Annotated in this window: 18 protein-coding genes and 1 pseudogene; 6 read left to right on the forward strand and 13 right to left on the reverse strand. The window is 57.0% G+C overall.

The features are described from left to right. Positions 1–61 precede the first annotated feature (61 nt). Positions 62–781 (forward strand): SDR family oxidoreductase, encoded by a 720-nt coding sequence (locus tag ACCD05_RS09725; RefSeq protein WP_413392247.1) that lies wholly within the window; start codon positions 62–64, stop codon positions 779–781. 118 nt (positions 782–899) lie between these two features. On the opposite strand, the gene ACCD05_RS09730 is transcribed toward ACCD05_RS09725, so the two are convergent. The 3 genes from ACCD05_RS09730 to ACCD05_RS09740 all read right to left on the reverse strand — a co-directional run bounded on the left by ACCD05_RS09730 (position 900) and on the right by ACCD05_RS09740 (position 4698). Next, the gene (locus ACCD05_RS09730; RefSeq protein ID WP_413392249.1) at positions 900–1991 is read right to left on the reverse strand and encodes an NADH:flavin oxidoreductase; all 1092 of its coding nucleotides are present in this window, start codon (positions 1989–1991) and stop codon (positions 900–902) included. 79 nt (positions 1992–2070) lie between these two features. After that, entirely contained in the window at positions 2071–3141 is a 1071-nt protein-coding gene (locus tag ACCD05_RS09735; RefSeq protein ID WP_413392251.1) for a zinc-binding dehydrogenase, read from the reverse strand. A 132-nt stretch (positions 3142–3273) separates the two neighbouring features. After that, positions 3274–4698 carry an aldehyde dehydrogenase family protein gene (locus ACCD05_RS09740; RefSeq protein WP_413392253.1) on the reverse strand — a complete coding sequence of 475 codons (1425 nt, stop codon included), beginning with the start codon at positions 4696–4698 and terminating at the stop codon, positions 3274–3276. Between the two features lie 415 nt (positions 4699–5113). On the opposite strand from ACCD05_RS09740, the gene ACCD05_RS09745 reads away from it, so the two are divergent. Genes ACCD05_RS09745 through ACCD05_RS09755 form a run of 3 tightly spaced genes read left to right on the forward strand, consistent with a single transcriptional unit; the run spans position 5114 to position 6356 of the window. After that, a complete protein-coding gene (locus tag ACCD05_RS09745) occupies positions 5114–5470 on the forward strand; it encodes a hypothetical protein (protein ID WP_148198036.1) in 357 nt (118 codons plus the stop codon). Beyond that, positions 5467–6006 carry a helix-turn-helix domain-containing protein gene (locus tag ACCD05_RS09750; protein ID WP_148198037.1) on the forward strand — a complete coding sequence of 180 codons (540 nt, stop codon included), beginning with the start codon at positions 5467–5469 and terminating at the stop codon, positions 6004–6006. The genes ACCD05_RS09745 and ACCD05_RS09750 overlap by 4 nt, the downstream gene beginning before the upstream one ends. A gap of 2 nt (positions 6007–6008) precedes the next feature. Beyond that, complete coding sequence (locus tag ACCD05_RS09755; RefSeq protein WP_112945880.1) at positions 6009–6356, forward strand: VOC family protein; 348 nt, start codon at positions 6009–6011, stop codon at positions 6354–6356. Positions 6357–6434: 78 nt separating this feature from the next. Here the strand turns inward: ACCD05_RS09755 and ACCD05_RS09760 are convergent. Then, positions 6435–6638, reverse strand: a pseudogene (locus ACCD05_RS09760) (GGDEF-domain containing protein); the annotation flags it as partial. A gap of 940 nt (positions 6639–7578) precedes the next feature. On the opposite strand from ACCD05_RS09760, the gene ACCD05_RS09765 reads away from it, so the two are divergent. After that, positions 7579–8892: a M20 family metallopeptidase gene (locus ACCD05_RS09765; RefSeq protein WP_413392255.1), complete on the forward strand. Its 1314-nt coding sequence runs from the start codon at positions 7579–7581 to the stop codon at positions 8890–8892. Here ACCD05_RS09765 and ACCD05_RS09770 read toward each other — a convergent pair. Genes ACCD05_RS09770 through ACCD05_RS09790 form a run of 5 tightly spaced genes read right to left on the reverse strand, consistent with a single transcriptional unit; the run spans position 8867 to position 13504 of the window. Then, positions 8867–9907 (reverse strand): branched-chain amino acid ABC transporter permease, encoded by a 1041-nt coding sequence (locus ACCD05_RS09770; RefSeq protein ID WP_413392257.1) that lies wholly within the window; start codon positions 9905–9907, stop codon positions 8867–8869. The two genes, ACCD05_RS09765 and ACCD05_RS09770, sit on opposite strands and share 26 nt — an antisense overlap. After that, positions 9907–10782 (reverse strand): branched-chain amino acid ABC transporter permease, encoded by an 876-nt coding sequence (locus ACCD05_RS09775; RefSeq protein WP_413392259.1) that lies wholly within the window; start codon positions 10780–10782, stop codon positions 9907–9909. Before ACCD05_RS09775 ends, ACCD05_RS09770 begins: the two co-directional genes overlap by 1 nt. Positions 10783–10800: 18 nt before the next feature. Continuing rightward, positions 10801–11514 (reverse strand): ABC transporter ATP-binding protein, encoded by a 714-nt coding sequence (locus ACCD05_RS09780; protein WP_413392261.1) that lies wholly within the window; start codon positions 11512–11514, stop codon positions 10801–10803. Further along, positions 11511–12248, reverse strand: a complete 738-nt coding sequence (locus tag ACCD05_RS09785) for an ABC transporter ATP-binding protein (RefSeq protein ID WP_413392262.1) — start codon at positions 12246–12248, stop codon at positions 11511–11513. Before ACCD05_RS09785 ends, ACCD05_RS09780 begins: the two co-directional genes overlap by 4 nt. Before the next feature lie 5 nt (positions 12249–12253). After that, the gene (locus ACCD05_RS09790) at positions 12254–13504 is read right to left on the reverse strand and encodes an ABC transporter substrate-binding protein (protein WP_413392264.1); all 1251 of its coding nucleotides are present in this window, start codon (positions 13502–13504) and stop codon (positions 12254–12256) included. A 123-nt stretch (positions 13505–13627) separates the two neighbouring features. Between ACCD05_RS09790 and ACCD05_RS09795 the strand changes: the two genes are divergently transcribed. Next, the gene (locus ACCD05_RS09795) at positions 13628–14443 is read left to right on the forward strand and encodes an alpha/beta fold hydrolase (protein WP_413392266.1); all 816 of its coding nucleotides are present in this window, start codon (positions 13628–13630) and stop codon (positions 14441–14443) included. A 10-nt stretch (positions 14444–14453) separates the two neighbouring features. On the opposite strand, the gene ACCD05_RS09800 is transcribed toward ACCD05_RS09795, so the two are convergent. From ACCD05_RS09800 to ACCD05_RS09815, 4 genes are read right to left on the reverse strand one after another with little or no spacing between them, the layout of a single operon-like run. Continuing rightward, on the reverse strand, positions 14454–15203 hold the full coding sequence (locus ACCD05_RS09800; RefSeq protein WP_413392268.1) for an N-formylglutamate amidohydrolase: 750 nt from the start codon (positions 15201–15203) through the stop codon (positions 14454–14456). Beyond that, the gene (locus ACCD05_RS09805) at positions 15200–16519 is read right to left on the reverse strand and encodes a glutamine synthetase family protein (protein ID WP_413392270.1); all 1320 of its coding nucleotides are present in this window, start codon (positions 16517–16519) and stop codon (positions 15200–15202) included. The genes ACCD05_RS09800 and ACCD05_RS09805 overlap by 4 nt, the downstream gene beginning before the upstream one ends. After that, positions 16516–17160, reverse strand: a complete 645-nt coding sequence (locus tag ACCD05_RS09810) for a cysteine hydrolase family protein (RefSeq protein WP_413392272.1) — start codon at positions 17158–17160, stop codon at positions 16516–16518. Before ACCD05_RS09810 ends, ACCD05_RS09805 begins: the two co-directional genes overlap by 4 nt. After that, a complete protein-coding gene (locus ACCD05_RS09815; protein ID WP_413392274.1) occupies positions 17153–18076 on the reverse strand; it encodes a MurR/RpiR family transcriptional regulator in 924 nt (307 codons plus the stop codon). The genes ACCD05_RS09810 and ACCD05_RS09815 overlap by 8 nt, the downstream gene beginning before the upstream one ends. Between the last annotated feature and the right edge of the window lie 246 nt (positions 18077–18322).

Genomic DNA, 18322 nt, shown 5'->3' on the forward strand with positions numbered 1-18322 from the left:
AAACAGATCGGTTTACTTTGTATTTAACAGCAGGATCGCGTTGACGGTCGAGAGGGTTAAAATGTCTGTAAAGGGTAAGATCGTCCTGGTTTCCGGGGCTAATCGAGGGATCGGTGCCGCAACCGTCCACGAACTGCTCCGTGCAGGTGCGAAGAAGATCTACGTTGGGGCTCGGCGTATCGAATCCCTGCCGGATTTCGGAGATGGGCGTGCAGTGCCGCTGCAGCTGGACGTCACCAGCGATACCTCTGTTGAGCAGGCAGCCAGCATTGCCGGCGATACGGAGGTTCTCATCAACAATGCGGGCACGCTCGCTTTCACCAACTTTGTCACTAGCAGCTTCGAAGACCTCGATGGCGACATGCAGACCAATTACTATGGCACGCTCAGAGTAATCCGGGCTTTCGCGCCCGCGTTGATCGCTCGCGGTTCCGGCACCATCGTCAACGTCGTCAGCATCGTTGGCCTTGTTTCAGCGGCTCCCTTGGGTGGATATTCCGCGTCGAAGGCTGCATTGCATTCGTTGACGCAAACTCTCCGTGGTACGCTCAAGGCTTCGGGGGTCGACGTGCTTGGTGTGTATCCTGGTCCGATCGAAACCGACTTGGCCAAAAACGTCCCGCTTGCAAAGGTTGCGCCCGAGCATGCGGCAAAGAACATCGTGGAAGGCATTGAGAATGGTGCGGCATACATCTTCCCAGACCCGACTGCGCTTCAAATCGAGCACCTCTGGGCAAATGATGGCCGGAACCTCGAGGCTGCCATGGCTGGCGCTGAGTAAGACGGCTTTTTAAAGGCGTTGCCCCGCCTCTGGTCTGATTTGGATGCAGTCGTCATTGGACAACTGCATCCATTGTAGACCCCGGGTGATGAACCCGGCGTTGTCGTCAGATGCCTATTTATATCAAACGCTGCAGCTCTTCTTTGTAAAAAGGTTGCAATTCGCTCCACCGGCCATCGCGGATTTTTGCTGGCCAGTCCGGATCGCTGATCAAAGCCCTTCCCACCGCAATCAAGTCGAACTCCTCGCTCCGCATTCTGGCGACAAGCTCATCCAGCGTACCGATCGGAGCCTCGGTCGACGAACCTCGAAGCTGTTCGAGGAAATCGCCGCCGCCGAGGCCGACCGATCCGACGCTGATCGTGGGACGGCCGGTCAATTTGCGGGTCCATCCCGCCAAGTTTAGGCTTGCCCCCTCAAACTCAGGCTCCCAAAACCGCCGCGTCGAGGCGTGAAAAACACTGACGCCCGCATCCGCCAACGGGCCGACTATCTCCTCAAGCTCGAAAGGGGACGAAGCCAGGCGCGCGCTGTAGTCCTGAAGCTTCCATTGTGAGAATCTGAAGATCAGTGGGAAGTCTTCGCCGACGGCTTCCCGAACGGCCCTGACGACCTCAGCGGCGAAAAGCGTTCGCGCCGGGACGTTTCCGCCATAGCGATCAGCACGGGAATTCGCGCCAGCCCAGAGGAATTGGTCCAGCAGGTATCCGTGCGCCCCATGAAGCTCGACAGCATCGAACCCGATTGAGCGCGCCGCGGTTGCCGCTGAGGCAAACGCGGATATCGTGTCCGCAATATCGCTATCCGTCATCGCAAGGGCCTTCCCGTTCGACGAAGGTCCCTCTGAGGGCGCGCCTGGTTTTGGCCCCGTTCCATTGGCTCGAAGAATGCCTTGATGCCACAATTGCGGAGCTATTCGTCCGCCGGCTGCGTGGACCTCTTCAACGACATGGCTCCAACCTCGAAGGCTATGCGGATCGTGGAAATTTGGAATGGAGGTGTCATTCGATGCCGCGTCGCGGTGCACTGTCGTGCCTTCGGTGATGATCAGGCCGACGCCACCTTCCGCTCGTCGTCGATAGTAACGAGCTACGGCTTCGTCCGGTACGCCTCCGGAGCTAAAACGTCTGGTCATCGGTGCCATGACGATCCGATTTGAGAGTTCCAGTCGGCCGAGTTTGAAGTTCGAGAAAAGTGGACCAGTGTCCATGATGCACCTATTTCTAAATCCAGTAGAGGCGGCGAAGCAACGAAGATCTGCTGCTTCGCCGTTTGCAGCTAGCGGTCTCTCAGGCTTCTTCGTGGAACAACACTCGACGACCCTTGATTTTCCCGGCGCGGAGCGCGGCAAGGCCGTCGTTGACGTTGGTCTCGTTGAACGGCGCGGTCGTCACGGGGATTGGCCGGATGTTGCCTCCGCGAACGTGGTCCACCAGGTCCTTAAGTTCGCCGAGCGATCCGACGTAGGATCCTCGTATCGTGAATTGGCGAAGCGATAGCACCGCGAGAGGAATGCGCATTTCGCCACCAAACAAGCCGACGTTCACGTAGGTCCCCCCTGGAGCAAGAACTTCGAACGCAAGGTTGGAGGTCTGATCTGACCCGACGAAGTCAATGATGGCTGTTAGGCCGCCGGTGGCAGCGAGCAGGTTCGATGTCGCCTGAGCTTTCGTGCTGTTCACCACGAGGTCCGCGCGATACTCATCATGGGCAAGTGCCAGTCTGTCATCATCGATATCGATTGCGACTACCTTCTCGAATCCCGTGCCTTTTGCGATCGAGAGGCCCATTAGACCGACGCCTCCCATGCCGATGATGCCGACCCAGCCGCGATTTGCCGGGACCTTCTGTAGTGCCGAGTAAGAGGTGAGACCAGAACACGCGTAGATGCCGCCGATCGTGGGATCAATTCCTGTTGCGTCAACAAGGTATTTCTCGTCGCGAACGACAACCTTGTCGCCATACCCGCCCGGCCGTTGCAGGCCCAAATTCTGCGGCGTTTCAATACACGCGTTGTCCAAGCCCGCCTTGCAGGGCGCACATTCTCCACACCCGATCCAAGGGTACACGATCACCGGTCGCCCAATATCCTTGGCGGTCAGCTTAGCCAACGGCCCGAACGCTTGGATGTATCCGAAGATTTCGTGCCCCAAGGTCAGAGGAAGCTTGGCGCCGGCTGCCTCCAGCGGCAACTTCGCATCGCCGCCGAGGTTAATGTGGCCATTATGGAAGTGGACGTCTGAATGACATAGTCCACATGCGTGAACTCGGACGATGACTTCGGTCGCAGTCGGAACAGGGTCAGCGAAGATCTCTTCGGCAATCTGGCCACCGAACTCTTTCAATTGATAGCTTTGCATTGGGTGTCTCGTTGATGATGCGGTTGGGAACGCGCCGCAGATTAGGATGCAGGGGGCGGCCACAATCGGCATTGCTTTCGCTTTGCGTCATCCGGCCGCACCCAGCTTTGGGATGGCAGCTTCCACAGCACCTTAGGTCGGAAGGATCAGGGCTTTCGTTTCAAGAAATTCTCCGAACGCGACCGCACCCCATTCGCGACCGTTGCCGGACTTCTTGTATCCTCCGAAGGGAGCTTGGGGATCTTCGCCCGCGCCATTGATGTAGACCATGCCCGCCTCAATACGGGCCGCGACGTTGCGCGCTTCGTCCACGGAACCCGCCTGCACATAGGCACCCAAACCATATTCTGTGTCATTGGCAATGGCGACAGCGTCGTCCACGTCTCTGTACGCGATCATGCATAGCACGGGCCCGAAAATCTCCTCTTGGGCGATCGCCATCTCGTTTCGGACCCCGGCAAAGACTGTAGGCCTGACGTAATATCCAGACGAAAGTCCTTCGGGACGTCCTTCTCCGCCTCCGATGACTTCAGCGCCTTCCGCGATACCCTTGCCGATCAAGGACTGAACCCGCTCCCACTGACGCTTGGAGACGACGGGTCCCATGTCGACATCACCCTTTGGGTCGCCGATCTTGAGGGAAGTAACGACTTCTCGCGCCACCATTTTGGCTTCTTCGATCTTCTCAGAGGGAATGAGGATACGTGTAGGTGCGTGGCAGGTCTGTCCCGAGTTCATCATCAGCCGATGAATGTTCTCGGTCACAGCCTTCGCCAAATCGGCGTCCGGAAGAACAATGTTCGGCGATTTCCCGCCAAGTTCCTGGTGAACGCGCTTCACGGTATCGGCGGCGCGCTTGGCGACATCGATCCCTGCCGCAGTCGAACCGGTGAACGAAACCATGGCAATACCTGGATGCGCGGAAATCGCTGCTCCAACAGTCGGCCCGTCACCATCCACGAGGTTGTACACGCCGGCTGGAACGCCGGCCTCGTGGAAGATTTCCGCGAGGATATGGGCGCTGAACGGTGCAATTTCCGAAGGTTTATGAACGCTGGTGCAGCCCGTCGCGAGGGCAGGGACCACTTTGACCATGATCTGATTGATCGGCCAATTCCACGGCGTCACCATCCCGACAACGCCGATGGGCTCGCGCCTGATAATGGTTCGGTCGCCTTGGGGATATTCGAATTTATAGTCTTTCAGGACCGCCACGGCCGTCTGCAGATGTAAATATCCCGCGCCCGCCTGAACGTCTTTCGCGAATTTCTTTGGCGCGCCCAGTTCTTCGGTCAGCGCGTCCGCCAAGTCGTCCATTCGTCGGCCGTAAACTGAAAGGATGCTTTGTAATAAGTTGAGCCGCTCCTCTCGTGTTGTCTTGGAGAAAGTCTTAAAGGCCTTCGCCGCTGCTGCCACAGCTGCATCGACATCGGCTGCCGACGCTAGCGTGATCTGTCCAGCCACTTTTTCGGTAGCGGGATTTATAACGTCAGAAATTCGACCTCCCGTCGGCTTGACCCAAGCGCCGTCGATGTAAGCACGCGTATAGTCTCTCATAGCTTCCTCCTTGCGAGATTGCGGGCGGGCCCATCCACGTGGGCTAGCCAGTGTTGGAACGCCGCCAACTTATGGAATGGCGGCCAGTATGCCGACGGGTCTTGCTGCGTACCCCCTGTACGCAAGCAAGGCTCGTGTCGGCCCGCGCCAGCATGAAGACCAGCACGAGGAAAATAAATACGGGCATATGCCCATAAATCAATGCACGTAATTGTGAGTTTCTGGCAATGCTGAAAATCACTGCGCCTGAAATCTTTCGGCACAAGACCAGCGCCGAAGGCCCTAGAAACTCCAAAAGGAGGTGTGCTACCTGCACACATTTGGAAAATTCGCGTTGATAGGAAAACGCGAGCGGTTAAAAAAATTGAGCGTCGGTAAAAATATACCTTGCAGAGTATAATGGGGAGCCTATATCATGAAGGACAAGCAGGAACGCTTCGGAATATTCGTTGACCGCCTACGGGACCTCCCGGCCGCCGGCACGCATGACGAAGCGTTCAAGATGGTTTGCGATACCCTCGAGGCAGTGGAGGATGAGTTTTCAGGGATTATATCAAATTCTGCCGCGTATCAGTCCGATGGCCGAATGTACCCACCACAAACAGACAGCGTTAGAGAGGTTCCCGGGAATGCCGGCGTAAAGCGCTATCGATCGAGAGCGCATAATACTCTGATTGGGGGCAACGGGGCCATAAAGATTATTACTACGGGCGCAAATACGAATGTGATCCTGGACAAACCAGGCTCGGATGGGAAAGGTACGGGAATATGACGACGCTAGATGTTCTACACGAAGCCGTTGAACGCCTCCGCAAACTCGATTTTTCGGTAGAAGTGGACAGTCCATCCGATCAAAGCGGAGAGACATTCCTCGACATTGCGAAGGGGGACTTCATTACCCAAGTTTCGTTTAGGCCCAATCTTGGAATCGGTATCTTTATTTCGGAAGCAGCGTACGGCCAGAGGCCTGACGAAGTTTACCGAAACGCTGAAAAGGCTGCCAACAGAGTTGAACAGCTGTACCGACAGTTCGAAAAGTCTGGCTCCATCGGCTATCTCACATTGTTGGACATGCGGAAGCTAAACAAATTCTCGCAGGTGGAGTTGGCGGAGGCGCTGGCGATAAAGCAGCCGTCGGTAAACCGTATCGAAAAGCGCGAGAACGTTAAATTCGAAACGCTGGTGAAGTTAATTGCAGCGATGGGCGGCCGACTTGAAATGCGGGTAGTGTTCGACGAAATGGAAGCCCGATTGGAGCTGCCAACCATCAAAGACGCTGCCGAAATCCCGACACAGAAAGTGGGATGATTATGACTGCGCCATCCCTCAATCTCATCGTTCTAAGGGCGGCAAACCCCGGTTTGCTCGCATCCTTCTACAGTAATCTTGGGTTCCAGTTCGAAGTCGAGAAACACGGGACAGGACCGGAACACCTTGCTGCAAATACAGGCGGTTCGACTTTCGAGATCTATCCAAAGACCACAGCTGACTCTGATACCTCAGCGGTTCGACTGGGTTTTCGAGTAGGCTCGATCTCCCAAATCCTGGGTGATCTTGGCGACAAAGTTGACGTCATCACGTCTCCTTCCCGGTCCGAGTGGGGAATGCGTTGTGTGCTACGAGATCCTGAGGGTCATAAGGTGGAACTGGTCGAGTAGGACCTTGCTTGTGCTGGGCCCAGCATCGCGAAATTCAGGAAGCGGTTCATACATCCAAATCCGAATTCGTGCATTTTATCAGGCAGCCCTCAGGATATCAGCGCTAACCGGTTTCCCCAGATACGGTGAATGCGGAGTTCTCTGGGAAGCGACATCTGCGTAGCGGCTTCCACCCCTTCGACCAAAATCGTGTTTCCCGCTTCCGGATCACCGCGCTCATGTCCTGAAGAGTCCGCGCGGATTCAAGCAATCATGGAGAAATGTTCTGTTGATCTTGGCGGTTAGTTGCTAGGCGGTTGCGGCGTCCGTGATGCGAAGAAATATGCAACGATCGATGCGAGGATCGCAGACACCGCATTTGAATCGATGACCTTAGTAATACCGAGAAACATCGTCGCAGGTACAACGATCATAATGCCCGCAAAAGGGAGGATGTGGGGCGCGAGAGGGCTTTCCGGTCCAATTCTTCTTGCGATCAACACAAACCCTATGATCAGCAGTGCGGACAGGACAAAGACGCCCCCAGTCTGTGTTTGAGCGCCCCGCAAGATTTCCAACAACCCGTGCATTTCAAATCTCCCCTCTGATCTGCAAAATACTTACCTCTGGTGTAGAAGAATTCAATTCCTCCAGAGGTTGAGTGCCTAGCATTCGACGTTCGCTTGCATGTGGGCTGGCAGTTCGGTTTACCCCATTGGGAAGCAGTTTACCCTCCCGCCGTAGCAAGGCGCGACGGCGCTGGGGCGTTGTTTGAAAGACAGCCTCACTCGGCCCCCGCTTGTGTTCCTCGATGACGCCAGACGAAGCTGCCATCCATTACTCGGTCCTCCGCAGCGAGCGCTCTGATACACCCATGGAGAAGTTCGTCGGTTTGCCGGGATTTCGATAGCCTCGGCTGCAATCCAGAGGAAAAGTCTGCCGCACCTCTTCCAAGCGGCAGGCCCTCTCAAATTGGTTGGCGCGCTTCAGCGATGGGCATCTGGCGGTCAACGCGTCGCCAGCCAGCACGTAGCATATCGACGGCTTAGACCGACTGCATTGCCGAACACGACCAGTAAACCTTGAACACTTGTCGAACTCCTTCTCATCAGTCGACAGAATCAACTGGGACCGGATTTCGGACATGACGGGCTCCAATGGCAGAGCGTTTGCAAATTTCCTTTCATGAATCGAGAAGGTGATCTAGTTTGCAAGAGACAAGTCAGAAAGTGGGGAGCTTTTCATGCCAAACGACGACGTGGTGCAGCGCGTGTGGTCCGCTATCGACGAGGAACGCGATTGGGTGTCGAAGCTGACACAGGAGATCGTCCGCATCCCGTCGGTCAATCCGAAATTTCACCTCGATCCCAAGCAAAACCGAGAAACCGACGTGCAGCGCGTCCTCGATCGCGAGCTGACGGCGATTGGTTTTGAGACCAAGCAATGGGAAGTTTTTCCCGGCAGACCCAACCTTTTGGGAAGCATCAAGGGTAGCGAGGACAAAAGCCTTATCCTTTGCGGCCATATCGATGTGGTGCCAGTAGGGGATCCAGCGAGGTGGACAGTCGATCCTTTTGGCGGTGAGATTAAGGATAACCGGCTATACGGCAGAGGGTCGATCGACATGAAGGGCGGCGTAGCCGCGTGTGTCGCGGCAGTTCGTGCGATCCGTCAGGCCGGCATCGAGCTCGAAGGTAGGTTGTCGATGCATGCAGTTGTCGACGAGGAGGCCGGTGGCTTCGGAGCAATGGATGCCGTGAAGCGAGGCGAGCTAGCAAAAGCTGTGCTTGTGGCGGAGCCGACGTGGGGTGACGTATTGCCGGCGGAAGGCGGTCTTGAGTGGGCGAGGGTAACTATACGCGGGCGGACCGCTCATTCGGCGTGGCGTTACAACGAGATATATCCACAGCGGCATGAGGCAGGAAGGCTTGAGCCGGGGATGAATGCGATCGAAATTGCCTCACGGTTCATCTCGGCCCTGAGACAGTACGAGCTCGATCGGACGCGTGCGGCCTCTCATCCATTGCTTCCAGTCGGGATGAACACGATCAACGTCGGCGTCATGCACGGCGGTGCAGGGCTCGGCGACAACGGGCTTCCTATCACGATGACCAATCCGGCAATCATCCCGGACATCGCCGTCATCGACTTGGACATGAAGTTCCTCCCGTCCGAGACGTCCGCCCAATACCGCAAGGACTTCGAGGCTTTCGTCCATCACTTCGCGCAGACCGACGCATGGCTTCGCGAACATCCGCCGACCATCCAATGGGAACTCGGCGGCCTTCATTTCCCGCCTCTCAATACAGCGGCGGACCATCCCTTGGTCACGTCGCTCGTCAATCGCAAGGCGCAAACCGGACGCAAACCCGATATCAAGGGGTTCGTTGCTGTTTGCGACGCCGCCCACTACGCCGGCGCTGGAGTGGACGGTGTGATTTTCGGACCGTCAGGAGACGGGTTCCATGGCGATGATGAGTATGTCGATATCGACTCACTCGTTGAAACGACCAAGGTCATCGCCGCCAGCATTATCGACTGGTGCGGGGTTCGCTAGCTTCGGCTGATGCACCGGCTCCATTGCCTCTCAGTCGGCCCAGCGATCTGAAGATCGTTTGGGCCGCACCGGCAAGACCTGACGGGTAGACCAGCATCACCGCGATAATCAGCACTGCGGTGATTATCGGTCGCCAAGCCCCGAAGTCCGCCATCGACTCCGAGAAGATAGTCAGCACGAACGATGCGATGATCGCGCCGTAGATCGTGCTGGTGCCTCCGAGCAGCACCATCGATAGAATGATTGTCGACAGGCTCATGCCGAAAACGTCGACGGAGGCATTCCGCTGGTAGGCCGCGTAAAACGCTCCCGCAACACCCGTGAAGAAGGCACTGGCAGCCAGCGTGATCACCCGCTGACGGGCGAGGGAAATGCCACGGCTGACCGCGTATTCCTCGTTATCCCTCAGGGCGATGATACTCGCGCCGACTTTCGACCGAACGAGCACACGCAGGAAGATCGTGCTCAGCAATAGGACCCCGAGGGCTATGTAGAAGTAGCCGAACTTCTGATCCCTGATCAGGTTGTGACCCGGAATGTACAGGCCTTCGATCCGAACCATGCCTTGGGTGCCACCCGTGATGTCGGACTGGCTGAGAACCAACTGCATCACGAGCTGCGCAAATCCAAATGTTACGAGAATGATGTAGATGCCTTTTAGGCGCAGGATCGGCAAAGTGACCAAGATGGCGGCGAACGTTGAGATGACGCCGCTCGCCGCCAGCGCCAGCCATGGATCCAGCCCGAGGAACTTGGTCAGGAGACCATACGTATAGACACCGATTCCGAAGAGGGCGAGATGGCCGAAGTTGAAGACACCCCCGTAGCCCAAACTCAAATCCCAGTTGGAGGCTATGATCGCATAGATGAAGGCCATTATCAGAATGTGGCGGCTGTAGCTGTCGGATACGACTAACGGGAGAAGCGCCAACACGGCGAACCCGAGCAACATCAGGACCGCCTCGTCCTGCCAGCGGACTCGGCCAGGGCTTGCGGTGTTTTCGCGGTTGAACATTAGGCCAGACCCCGTGTTTTGCTGGAGAACATGCCCTGGGGGCGGATCATAAGGGTAACAATCAAGACCGCGAATAGAAGCGCGGGTGTCCAGTACAGACCGAAATAGTAGCTGCAAATGGCTTCGAAGAAGCCGATGAGGTAGGCCGCGAATATCGGCCCGGTGATACTTGAGAGACCGCCAAAGACGACGACGATCAGCGCTTTGAGGAGCGGGTCTGCACCCATCACCGGAGACATGAACCGATAACCTCCCAGGAAAATTCCGGCGAGGGCGGCTAGTCCTGCGGAGATGGCGAAAGCCAGCCCGTAAAGGGCGCGCACGTTCAGCCCGACCAGCAGGCTTGCATCCTCGTTTTGTGCAACGGCACGGAGCGCCAGCCCAAGACGGGTCTTATGAAGGAACAGCCAGAGGCCCAGCAGCACAAACGGCGTGATGAGGATAATCGTCAGCTGATGCAGGGAGATGCCGACACCAAAGATCATGGTATTGCCGTCGCCCAGTGCAGGGAGTTGCTTTGAACGCGGTCCCCAGATCTGCAAGGCACCATTCTCGACAAGCGATGCCGCTGCAAGAGTGGTGATCACGACCACAAGAACGATGTTCGGTCTTCCGATGAGAGGGCGGACGACCGTCGCCTGGAGCGCCCAGCCAAATCCAGCCATAAGGAAGACCGAAAGCGGCAGAACCACAAAGAAGGGGAGTCCGAGTTCGGTGAGCTGCCAGGCGACATACGCGCCGAGCATCATCAAAACGCCATGGGCAAAATTGAAAACCCCGATGGTCGTCCAGATAAGGGCCAATCCCACGGCCATCACTGCGTACAGCGAGCCTTGGAAGAGACCTCCCGCGAAAATCTGTGCGGCGGCGTCCATTGTTTGTATCCTCGCTGGCTACTTGCCAAAGTAAAGCGACATGATCTCGCCGTGGTCCATCGTCTGGCCTGGCTTGATTTCCGCGCCGACTTCGCCGTGGTTTATCAAATAAAGGTGCTGACTGAGCTCGAGTAGGAATTCCACGTCCTGCTCCACGCAAATGATGGGAACACCGTGGCCGGATATCCTGATAACAGCAGCGCAGAGCTCCTCTTTCACCTTGGGCGAAAGGCCAAGCGTAGGCTCGTCAAGAATGAGCATCTTGGGGCAGCTCATAAGCGCGGTCGCGATCGAGACCATCTGGCGTTCACCGCCGGAAAGTGTCCTGACTTTCTGTGTCCATCGCTCCTTCAGCTTAGGAAAGATATAAAGAACCTCTTCTCGGCTAGCCGCTTCGCGTTGCCGCGCGGCGTTCGTATAAGCGCCAAGCGAGAGGCACTCGCCGATCGTCAAGTCCGGGAAAAGCCGGTTGCCCTGCGACACGTGGATTACGCCAAGCTCGACGATCGCTTTCGGGGAGAGCGTCGTGAGATCTGCTCCATTGAACGAAATGGACCCGCTGCGCGGCCTGATCAGGCCCGACACAGCTCGCAAGAGGGTCGTTTTGCCGTGGCCGTTTGGTCCGAACAGACCGACGTTGCCATGCGCACCAATTGCCAGGCTGATATTGTGCAGAACATCGATGCGACCGTATCCGCACGTGAGATCACGGATCTCCAAAAGTTGGGTCATGCGTCGTGTCTCCTCGTGCCGAGGTAGGCTTCTACGACACGCGGGTCGCCGATGACTTCTCTTGGATCTCCCGATGCAAGAACCTTTCCCTGGTTCAGCACGAGAAGTTGCTGCGAGAGTGTCATCAAGAATGTCAGAACGTGCTCGATCAGCACGATCGTGATGCCTTGTTGTGCTATCTGCTGGATCAGCCCGATCGAAGTCTCGATCTCCGGCTTGGTCAGTCCGGAGGCAGGTTCGTCGAGCAAGAGTATCTTGGGCTTCATGGCGACCGCGGTCGCCAGCATAAGGCATTTGCGATCGAACACCGAAAGCTCGTCCGCCAGCCTGCCGAACGATCGTCGATTCAGGCCGACCAATTCGAGGGCCCCCTCGGCACTCTGGCGATTCACCGCCGAGCTTTGATCGGGTTTGCCGTATGTCGCAGCAATTACGGCATTTTCGAAGACCGTCAGCTTGTCGAAGCTGGTCTCACGCTGAAAGGTGCGCGCGAGACCACGCTTTGCAAGCTCGGGGGCTCGCATTCCAGTAACCGCGTTGCCCTCAAAGATCACCTCGCCTTTGTCTGGCGCAAATGGAATGTTGGTGATTGCGTTGAAGAGCGTGCTCTTGCCGCTTCCGTTGGGGCCCGCGATTCCAAATATGGAACCCGCTTCCACCGTGAACGACACATCATCCAAGGCCTTGAGCGAACCAAAGGCCTTGGAGACGTTCCTGACTTCCAGGAGATTCATCGAGCTTACTTCATCCACGGCTGTGGCTTGAACTCGCCAACTGCATAGGCGTTCGGAGAAATCAGGGTGCGTTTTCCGTCCCAGATCTGGAAGAACGTCAGCGGAATGTAATCGTCACCCTGCATTGCCAGATGGGTCGCGGGATCAAACTTCAGGCGGCCCGCCACCGTCTGCTTGTCCGTTTCCCCGATCGCCTTCTCGATAGCGGCGTGATCCGTTGGATCGCCGACCTTCTTGAGGGCGTCGTAGTAAACGTTGACGATTTCATAGAGAGCGACGCCATACGTGCCGCTTTCCACACCATACTTGTCCTTGAACTTCTTGCCGACCTCTTCCGCGCGCGGGTTCTTCGGCGATACGAGCGATCCGCCGAGCAGGTTATAGATAACCCCGTTCGACTTTTCCTTGGTCAACTCAACGAACTCCGGCACGCTGGGAGCGTATTGGAGAAAGACAAGGCTGTTCGTGGGTTGTTCAAGGAACTGCGTCAGGAAGGCGGCCGAATTGCCGGAGAGGTAGTCCGTGTTGATCACCACGTCCGGCGGAGCCTGACGAACCTTTGCGAGGATCGACCGCCAATCCGTCACTTCGCCGAATGGCACCATCTCGTCTACGGTAAGCTTCCAGCCTTTTTCGGCAAAGGTCTTCTTCATCCCTTCCGAGATCGTCTTGGAATAGGCGTTGTCCGAAGACACCATAGCAACGGTCTTGTTCGGCAACTTGATCTTGCCATCTGCCGCGAGCTTCTCGATGTATGTGGTGACATCCGTGTTGTACGCGTCGAACGACGGCGTCCAGGACCAGCAGCAATTGTACTTGCCAGGATCGGGCGCGATAATGTCGCGCGTCTGCTGCGAGGTGGCTGCGATGATATATGGCATATCCGCTTCGGCCATAGTGTCGATTTCGAAGTTCGTGAGGCTTGCGTACCCGGTCAGCATGAAGTGCACGTAAGGATCGCCGATAAGGCGCTCCACCGCGCTCGTCACGTTTCCTGCTGATTGATCCTTTACGTCGCCAACAACAAGTTCAAACTTGTCACCGTTGAATCCGCCAGCTGCGTTGAGTTCATCGACTGCAAGCTGGGCACCGCGCTGAAACTCCTGGCCGTCAGCACTTGCCGGACCGGTAAGCGGTGCGAGAAGTCCTATCTTGATCGTCGCGGCGTGCGCGATCGATGACGTGCTGGCTAAAGTCGCAGCAAGCGTTGCGCCCACGAGGACGGACTTCCAACGTGTTGAAATAGCGATGGTCATTTAAGTTCCCTTTTATGATTGGCTTTTTTCAATATAAGCATGGCTTTCAAATTATGAAAAGAAGATTTCATTGACGAGGCCAGTAGAATTCGTAACTTGTCAGCCAAACTTGCGGAGAAGCAAATGGCAGACGACGTGAAGAAGCTCGAGACATCACATGCGACGATCGCCTATCGGGAGAGCCTGGGGTCCGGCACGCCTTTGGTGATGATCCACGGGAACAGCAGCAGCAGCGCTGTCTTCAGGAACCAGTTGACTGGCGAAATCGGTCAGAAGTTTCGCGTAATCGCGCCGGACCTTCCTGGGCACGGCGACTCGTCCGATGCGTATGACCCAAAGCGCAGCTACAGCATGGAAGGCTACGCGGAAGCGATCACGGAATTTTTGGCGAAGCTGGGCGTCGAGAAGGCCGTCGTGTTCGGATGGTCGTTGGGCGGTCACATCGGTCTGGAAATGATATCCAGATTTCCGGGAATGACCGGCCTGATGATCACAGGCACCCCTCCGGTCGCACCTGACGAAATAGCAAATGGTTTCAAACCAAGCGAGCATATGCATCTGGCGGGGCAGCAGGATTTCACACCCGCAGACGTGGAGGCATATGCGCGAAGTACATGCGGCGAACCGTTCGAGGCCTTCTTCCTAGACGTCGTCGCGCGTACGGATGGCCGTGCAAGGCGGAACATGTTCGAGAGCTTCGGAAGCGGCACGGGCGACAATCAGCGGGAGATCGTGGCCAAAGCGACGCTTCCTATTGCTGTCGTTAACGGGGCAGACGAGCCTTTCGTCAACCTCGACTTCGTGTCGGGTGTGGAGTTCGGAAATCTCTGGGAGGGGGAGGCCTACCGGATCGAGAATTCCGGTCACGCTCCATTCTGGGATCGCCCCACGGAGTTCGATCCCTACCTGTTGCGGTTTGCGAACGAGGTTTCGCGCTAACGCGCCCGCGTTATGTCAGCGACCTGAAAAGGTGGTCCGCCCATCTCGCCTGTCCGTCGGCGGACCCGATCAGATCCTGCCGAATCTCGACAAGGACCGCGTCCAAGCCGCGGTCCCCACCGTGGACGGGTATAGCGTAGTCGCTTGTCCGCTCGATCACGTAGGGCACGTTCGCACCGACGTTCAGTCCAGTTACGCGCTTGAGACGGTCGATGAGATCGGCTCCAAATTCCGTCGACTTGTCAAAGAGTATGCCAGCATCCCACGAGCGCGCCTCCCCAAGAAATACCGGCGTGAAGGAATGGATCGCGACGATCTTCGTGGGTCGTCTATCTTTTTCACGGCGATCCAAATGTGCTGACACCGCCGCCTGAAACGGCGTGAATATTCGGTCGATCCGCAGTTGGCGATCGCCGGGGCTGAGGTGGACGTTACCCGGAACATCCGTAGCTTCCGACCGGACCGGGATGCTCGTCGCGCTCTCGATTGGCCGATTCAGGTCAATCAGAAGCCGCGAATATTTTCCGATGAAACAGGGGGCGTCCAAGAGCGCGGAGAGGGATCTACTGACCGACTCCGCACCGATGTCCCAGGCGATATGCCGCTCTAGGTCGCTATCGGCAAGGCCCAGTCCGTCGAAGCATGCCGGGATGTAGTTGGAGGCATGTTCGCAAATGAGCACGATGTCTGAACGACCGCCGTCGTTAAGCACCTCCACCGGCTCGGGCCAATCATCCGACTTCGATTGCAGGGTACTCAATAGACCGCCCTATAACGAGCGCATATAGAGTCTTCGTCCAAGCCATCAAGCGACTGCATTTCGAAGGCCTTCAGGCCGAGGAATGTTTCGAGAAAGACGTCGGAAAACCACGAGGTGACGACTGGATCCTTCTTGAGTTCATCTAGGGCACCAGCCAGGCTCTCTGGAAGCCGGCGCAAGCCTCTCTCGGCGCGCTGCTGTTCGGAAAGCTCTTCAGGGTCGCCAGCGTGTACTGGCGGGCACGGGAGTTTCTCCTTGAGGCCTTCAAGCCCGGCGCGGACGATGGCCGCAAGAGCAAGGTAGGGGTTCGCTGTAGCGTCCGCCGCCCTGTACTCGATGTTGAAGCTCTTGCCAGGATCGCGGCCTCCGATCGTCACCGTCGGGCAAATCCGCAATGTAGCTTCCCGGTCCTTGTCACCAAGCCAGGTGTAAGCCGAACTCCAATTGTGTGGTTTCAGTCTGTAATAGGACGAGACGCTGGATGCGGTGAGCGCTGTCATTGCGGGCAGGTGTCGAAGCACGCCAGCGCAAAACGAAGCAGCCACGTTCGAAAGGCCCGAAGGTCCGCCGGCATCGTAGGTCACCGCTTTGCCGTCTGAGTCAGCGAAACTGAAATGAATATGGACGCCGTTCCCGACGGATGAAAGCGATGTTTTGGGAGCGAACGAGGCTTTCCAACCCCTGTTGCGGGCGATTTCGCGTACGATTTCACGCAAGACAACAGCGCGATCCGCGGCGGTGACGCCGGTTGCCGGCGCATTCGTCACTTCGAACTGATCTTCGCCGTACTCGGAAATGATCACTTCCGGGTTGAGCCCGGCTTCCTGAAGCGCTGTCATGACTTGCGACGCAAAACCGTCCGCCCGCCTTAGGCCGGCAAACGACATTACGTGTTCTTTAGGAATATCAGCTCCCAGAAGCTGGAACTCATGTTCAAAAGCCGCAACGATCGAAAGGCCGGTCTGCGCCTTGAGGTCGCTCAGAGCGTTGACCAGAATTGTTCTCGTGCAACACGACCACGGCGAGCCATCGAGTTCAATCAAATTACCGGCAACCAGGTCGAATGCCGTATCGGAGCCCGTGTTCGACGTCCTGTATCGAGCATCCGGATCGGGCAACAAGCGAAGGTCACCTGACGAACCCCAGGGGTTCGGGTGAGCGATCAGGTTGAACGGTGTCAAAGACAGGTTAGCTTGCAACCAGCCGACACCGCTCGTGACGGTCTTCTCGAACGACTCGCTGGAAACAAAACGACCTCTGGTGACGGCGGCGAGGTCGGTCGTGACGACCCCGGTCAACGCGGTAAGATCGCTCATGCTGATGCCTTCGTAGAAAGTCGCTCCACCACAGTCGCGGTATTTGCTAGCCAGCAGTAGCCGCCGAACGCTTTGAGTGCTGTGTCGTGGCGCTCCTGTGAGGCCGCCGCGCAGGCATCGGAAACACAGGTAACGTAGTAACCGCGATCGGCGGCGTCGCGGACCGCCATATCGACGCACTGGTCGGTCATTATCCCTGAGATGATGAGGTAACGGACACCGAGGTTCTTGAGGACGTAATCAATATTGGTCGAGTTGAAGACGCCCGAGGATGTCTTGGGGATCAGTACCTCGTCGTTCGTCGGACCAAGGTTTTCGGGTGGCAGGCCTGCCGGGTTGCTCGGCGGTATGTGTATGGGCGTAAGCTTGTGATCGAGCGACCTGTCGCGACCGTCTTCCGTCAGGCTCTGGATAATGGTGTGTATGACCTCGATGCCGTTCGACCTGGCCGCCGCAAGCAGTCGCTCGTTGTTCGGGATCGTGACCGAGGAAGTCTGCCGGTAGAAGTAGTGGTCGGGACCTCGTTCCGGATGATCGGGGTCAAGCCCCGGTTCAAGCCAGATACGCTGCATGTCTACCAGCAAGAGAGCCGTCTCGCTCGGAATATAGGGCGCGTCTCGGCTAAGAAGTTGGCTAGGCATTGCTGATAGTACCTTTCTTGCGCTTCGGTCCAGGTTGAGATGGTGTCTCCGCGAGCTCGCCGCCGTCCAGCGTCACGGCATTGCGCGCTCGAACTGCTTCTAGGCTCTCCACACGGCGTCGCGTAGTATCGTCGAGTGAAGAGAGTATTTGAGCGACAAGCGCCTCGATCTGTGCGACCGCCGGTGCAAGGGTGTCGTAGGGAGAGGGCACGTCGAGCGGGCAGATGATCGTCACTTCCGCGTGTTCCGCGATGGGCGACAGCCATTGGTCCGTAAAGAGAACCACGGAAGTTCCGCTCTCGGCAGCTTGGGATGCAAAAGCCACCACGTCGTTCTGGTAGCGCCGGTAGTCGAACACGATGAGGACGTCTCGCTTGCCGTAGTCGACGAGGATGTCGAACGACTGGGCCGCGAGCGTCCCGATGTCGTGCACGTTGGGGCGCAACTGCGAAAGATAGCCCGCCAGCATGCCAGCGATATGCCTACTGAAACGACCGCCGACCAACCCTACGCGACCCTTGGCCTCCATGATTATTCTGGAAACCTTGTCGTATGTATTGGCGGGGGTCGCGCCGATCGTCCTATCGATGGTCTCCGACACTGCATGGAGATAGCTTTCCGCAATGCCCTGGGAGCTATCGTTGGGGCGCTTCGTTTCCATCATCAAGAGGGGAGAGTGCAGCCTGGCTTCTACCTCGGACAAAAGTCGCTTCTGCAGGTCGGGGAATCCCTCAAAGCCAAGCTTGACTGCCAGGCGCACGACGGTGGCGTCACTTACGCCGGCCTTTTTGGCGAGGTTGCTTGCCGTACCAAGGCCCGACGCAGGATAGTCGGCCAAAAGGATCTGCACGATCTTTTCCTCCGACGGGGTGAGCGCCAATTTTTGATCCAGCAATGTTGTCCTAACGTCTGCCACGTTCTCTCCTCGTGAAGCGCAATCTGCGAGATACATCAAAAAGCGAAAATTTGAAAGATTTATTTCATGCAGACGTGGTCGCATTCCCACAGAAAAAGGACGGTTGCGCTTCAAGCGCACGAAGTCACCGCGCTCGGTATGTTCATGCTGTCATTGTTTGAAACCTAGCGCGCAGAACTCCTGACGTTGTGCTTGGCAGTTGGGTCATGATCGTCGCACGGCCGAGTTCTTTCAACCATCTTTGCT

The sequence above is a fragment of the Rhizobium sp. Rhizsp42 genome, from assembly GCF_047304155.1.
In the GTDB taxonomy this organism is placed as follows: domain Bacteria; phylum Pseudomonadota; class Alphaproteobacteria; order Rhizobiales; family Rhizobiaceae; genus Rhizobium.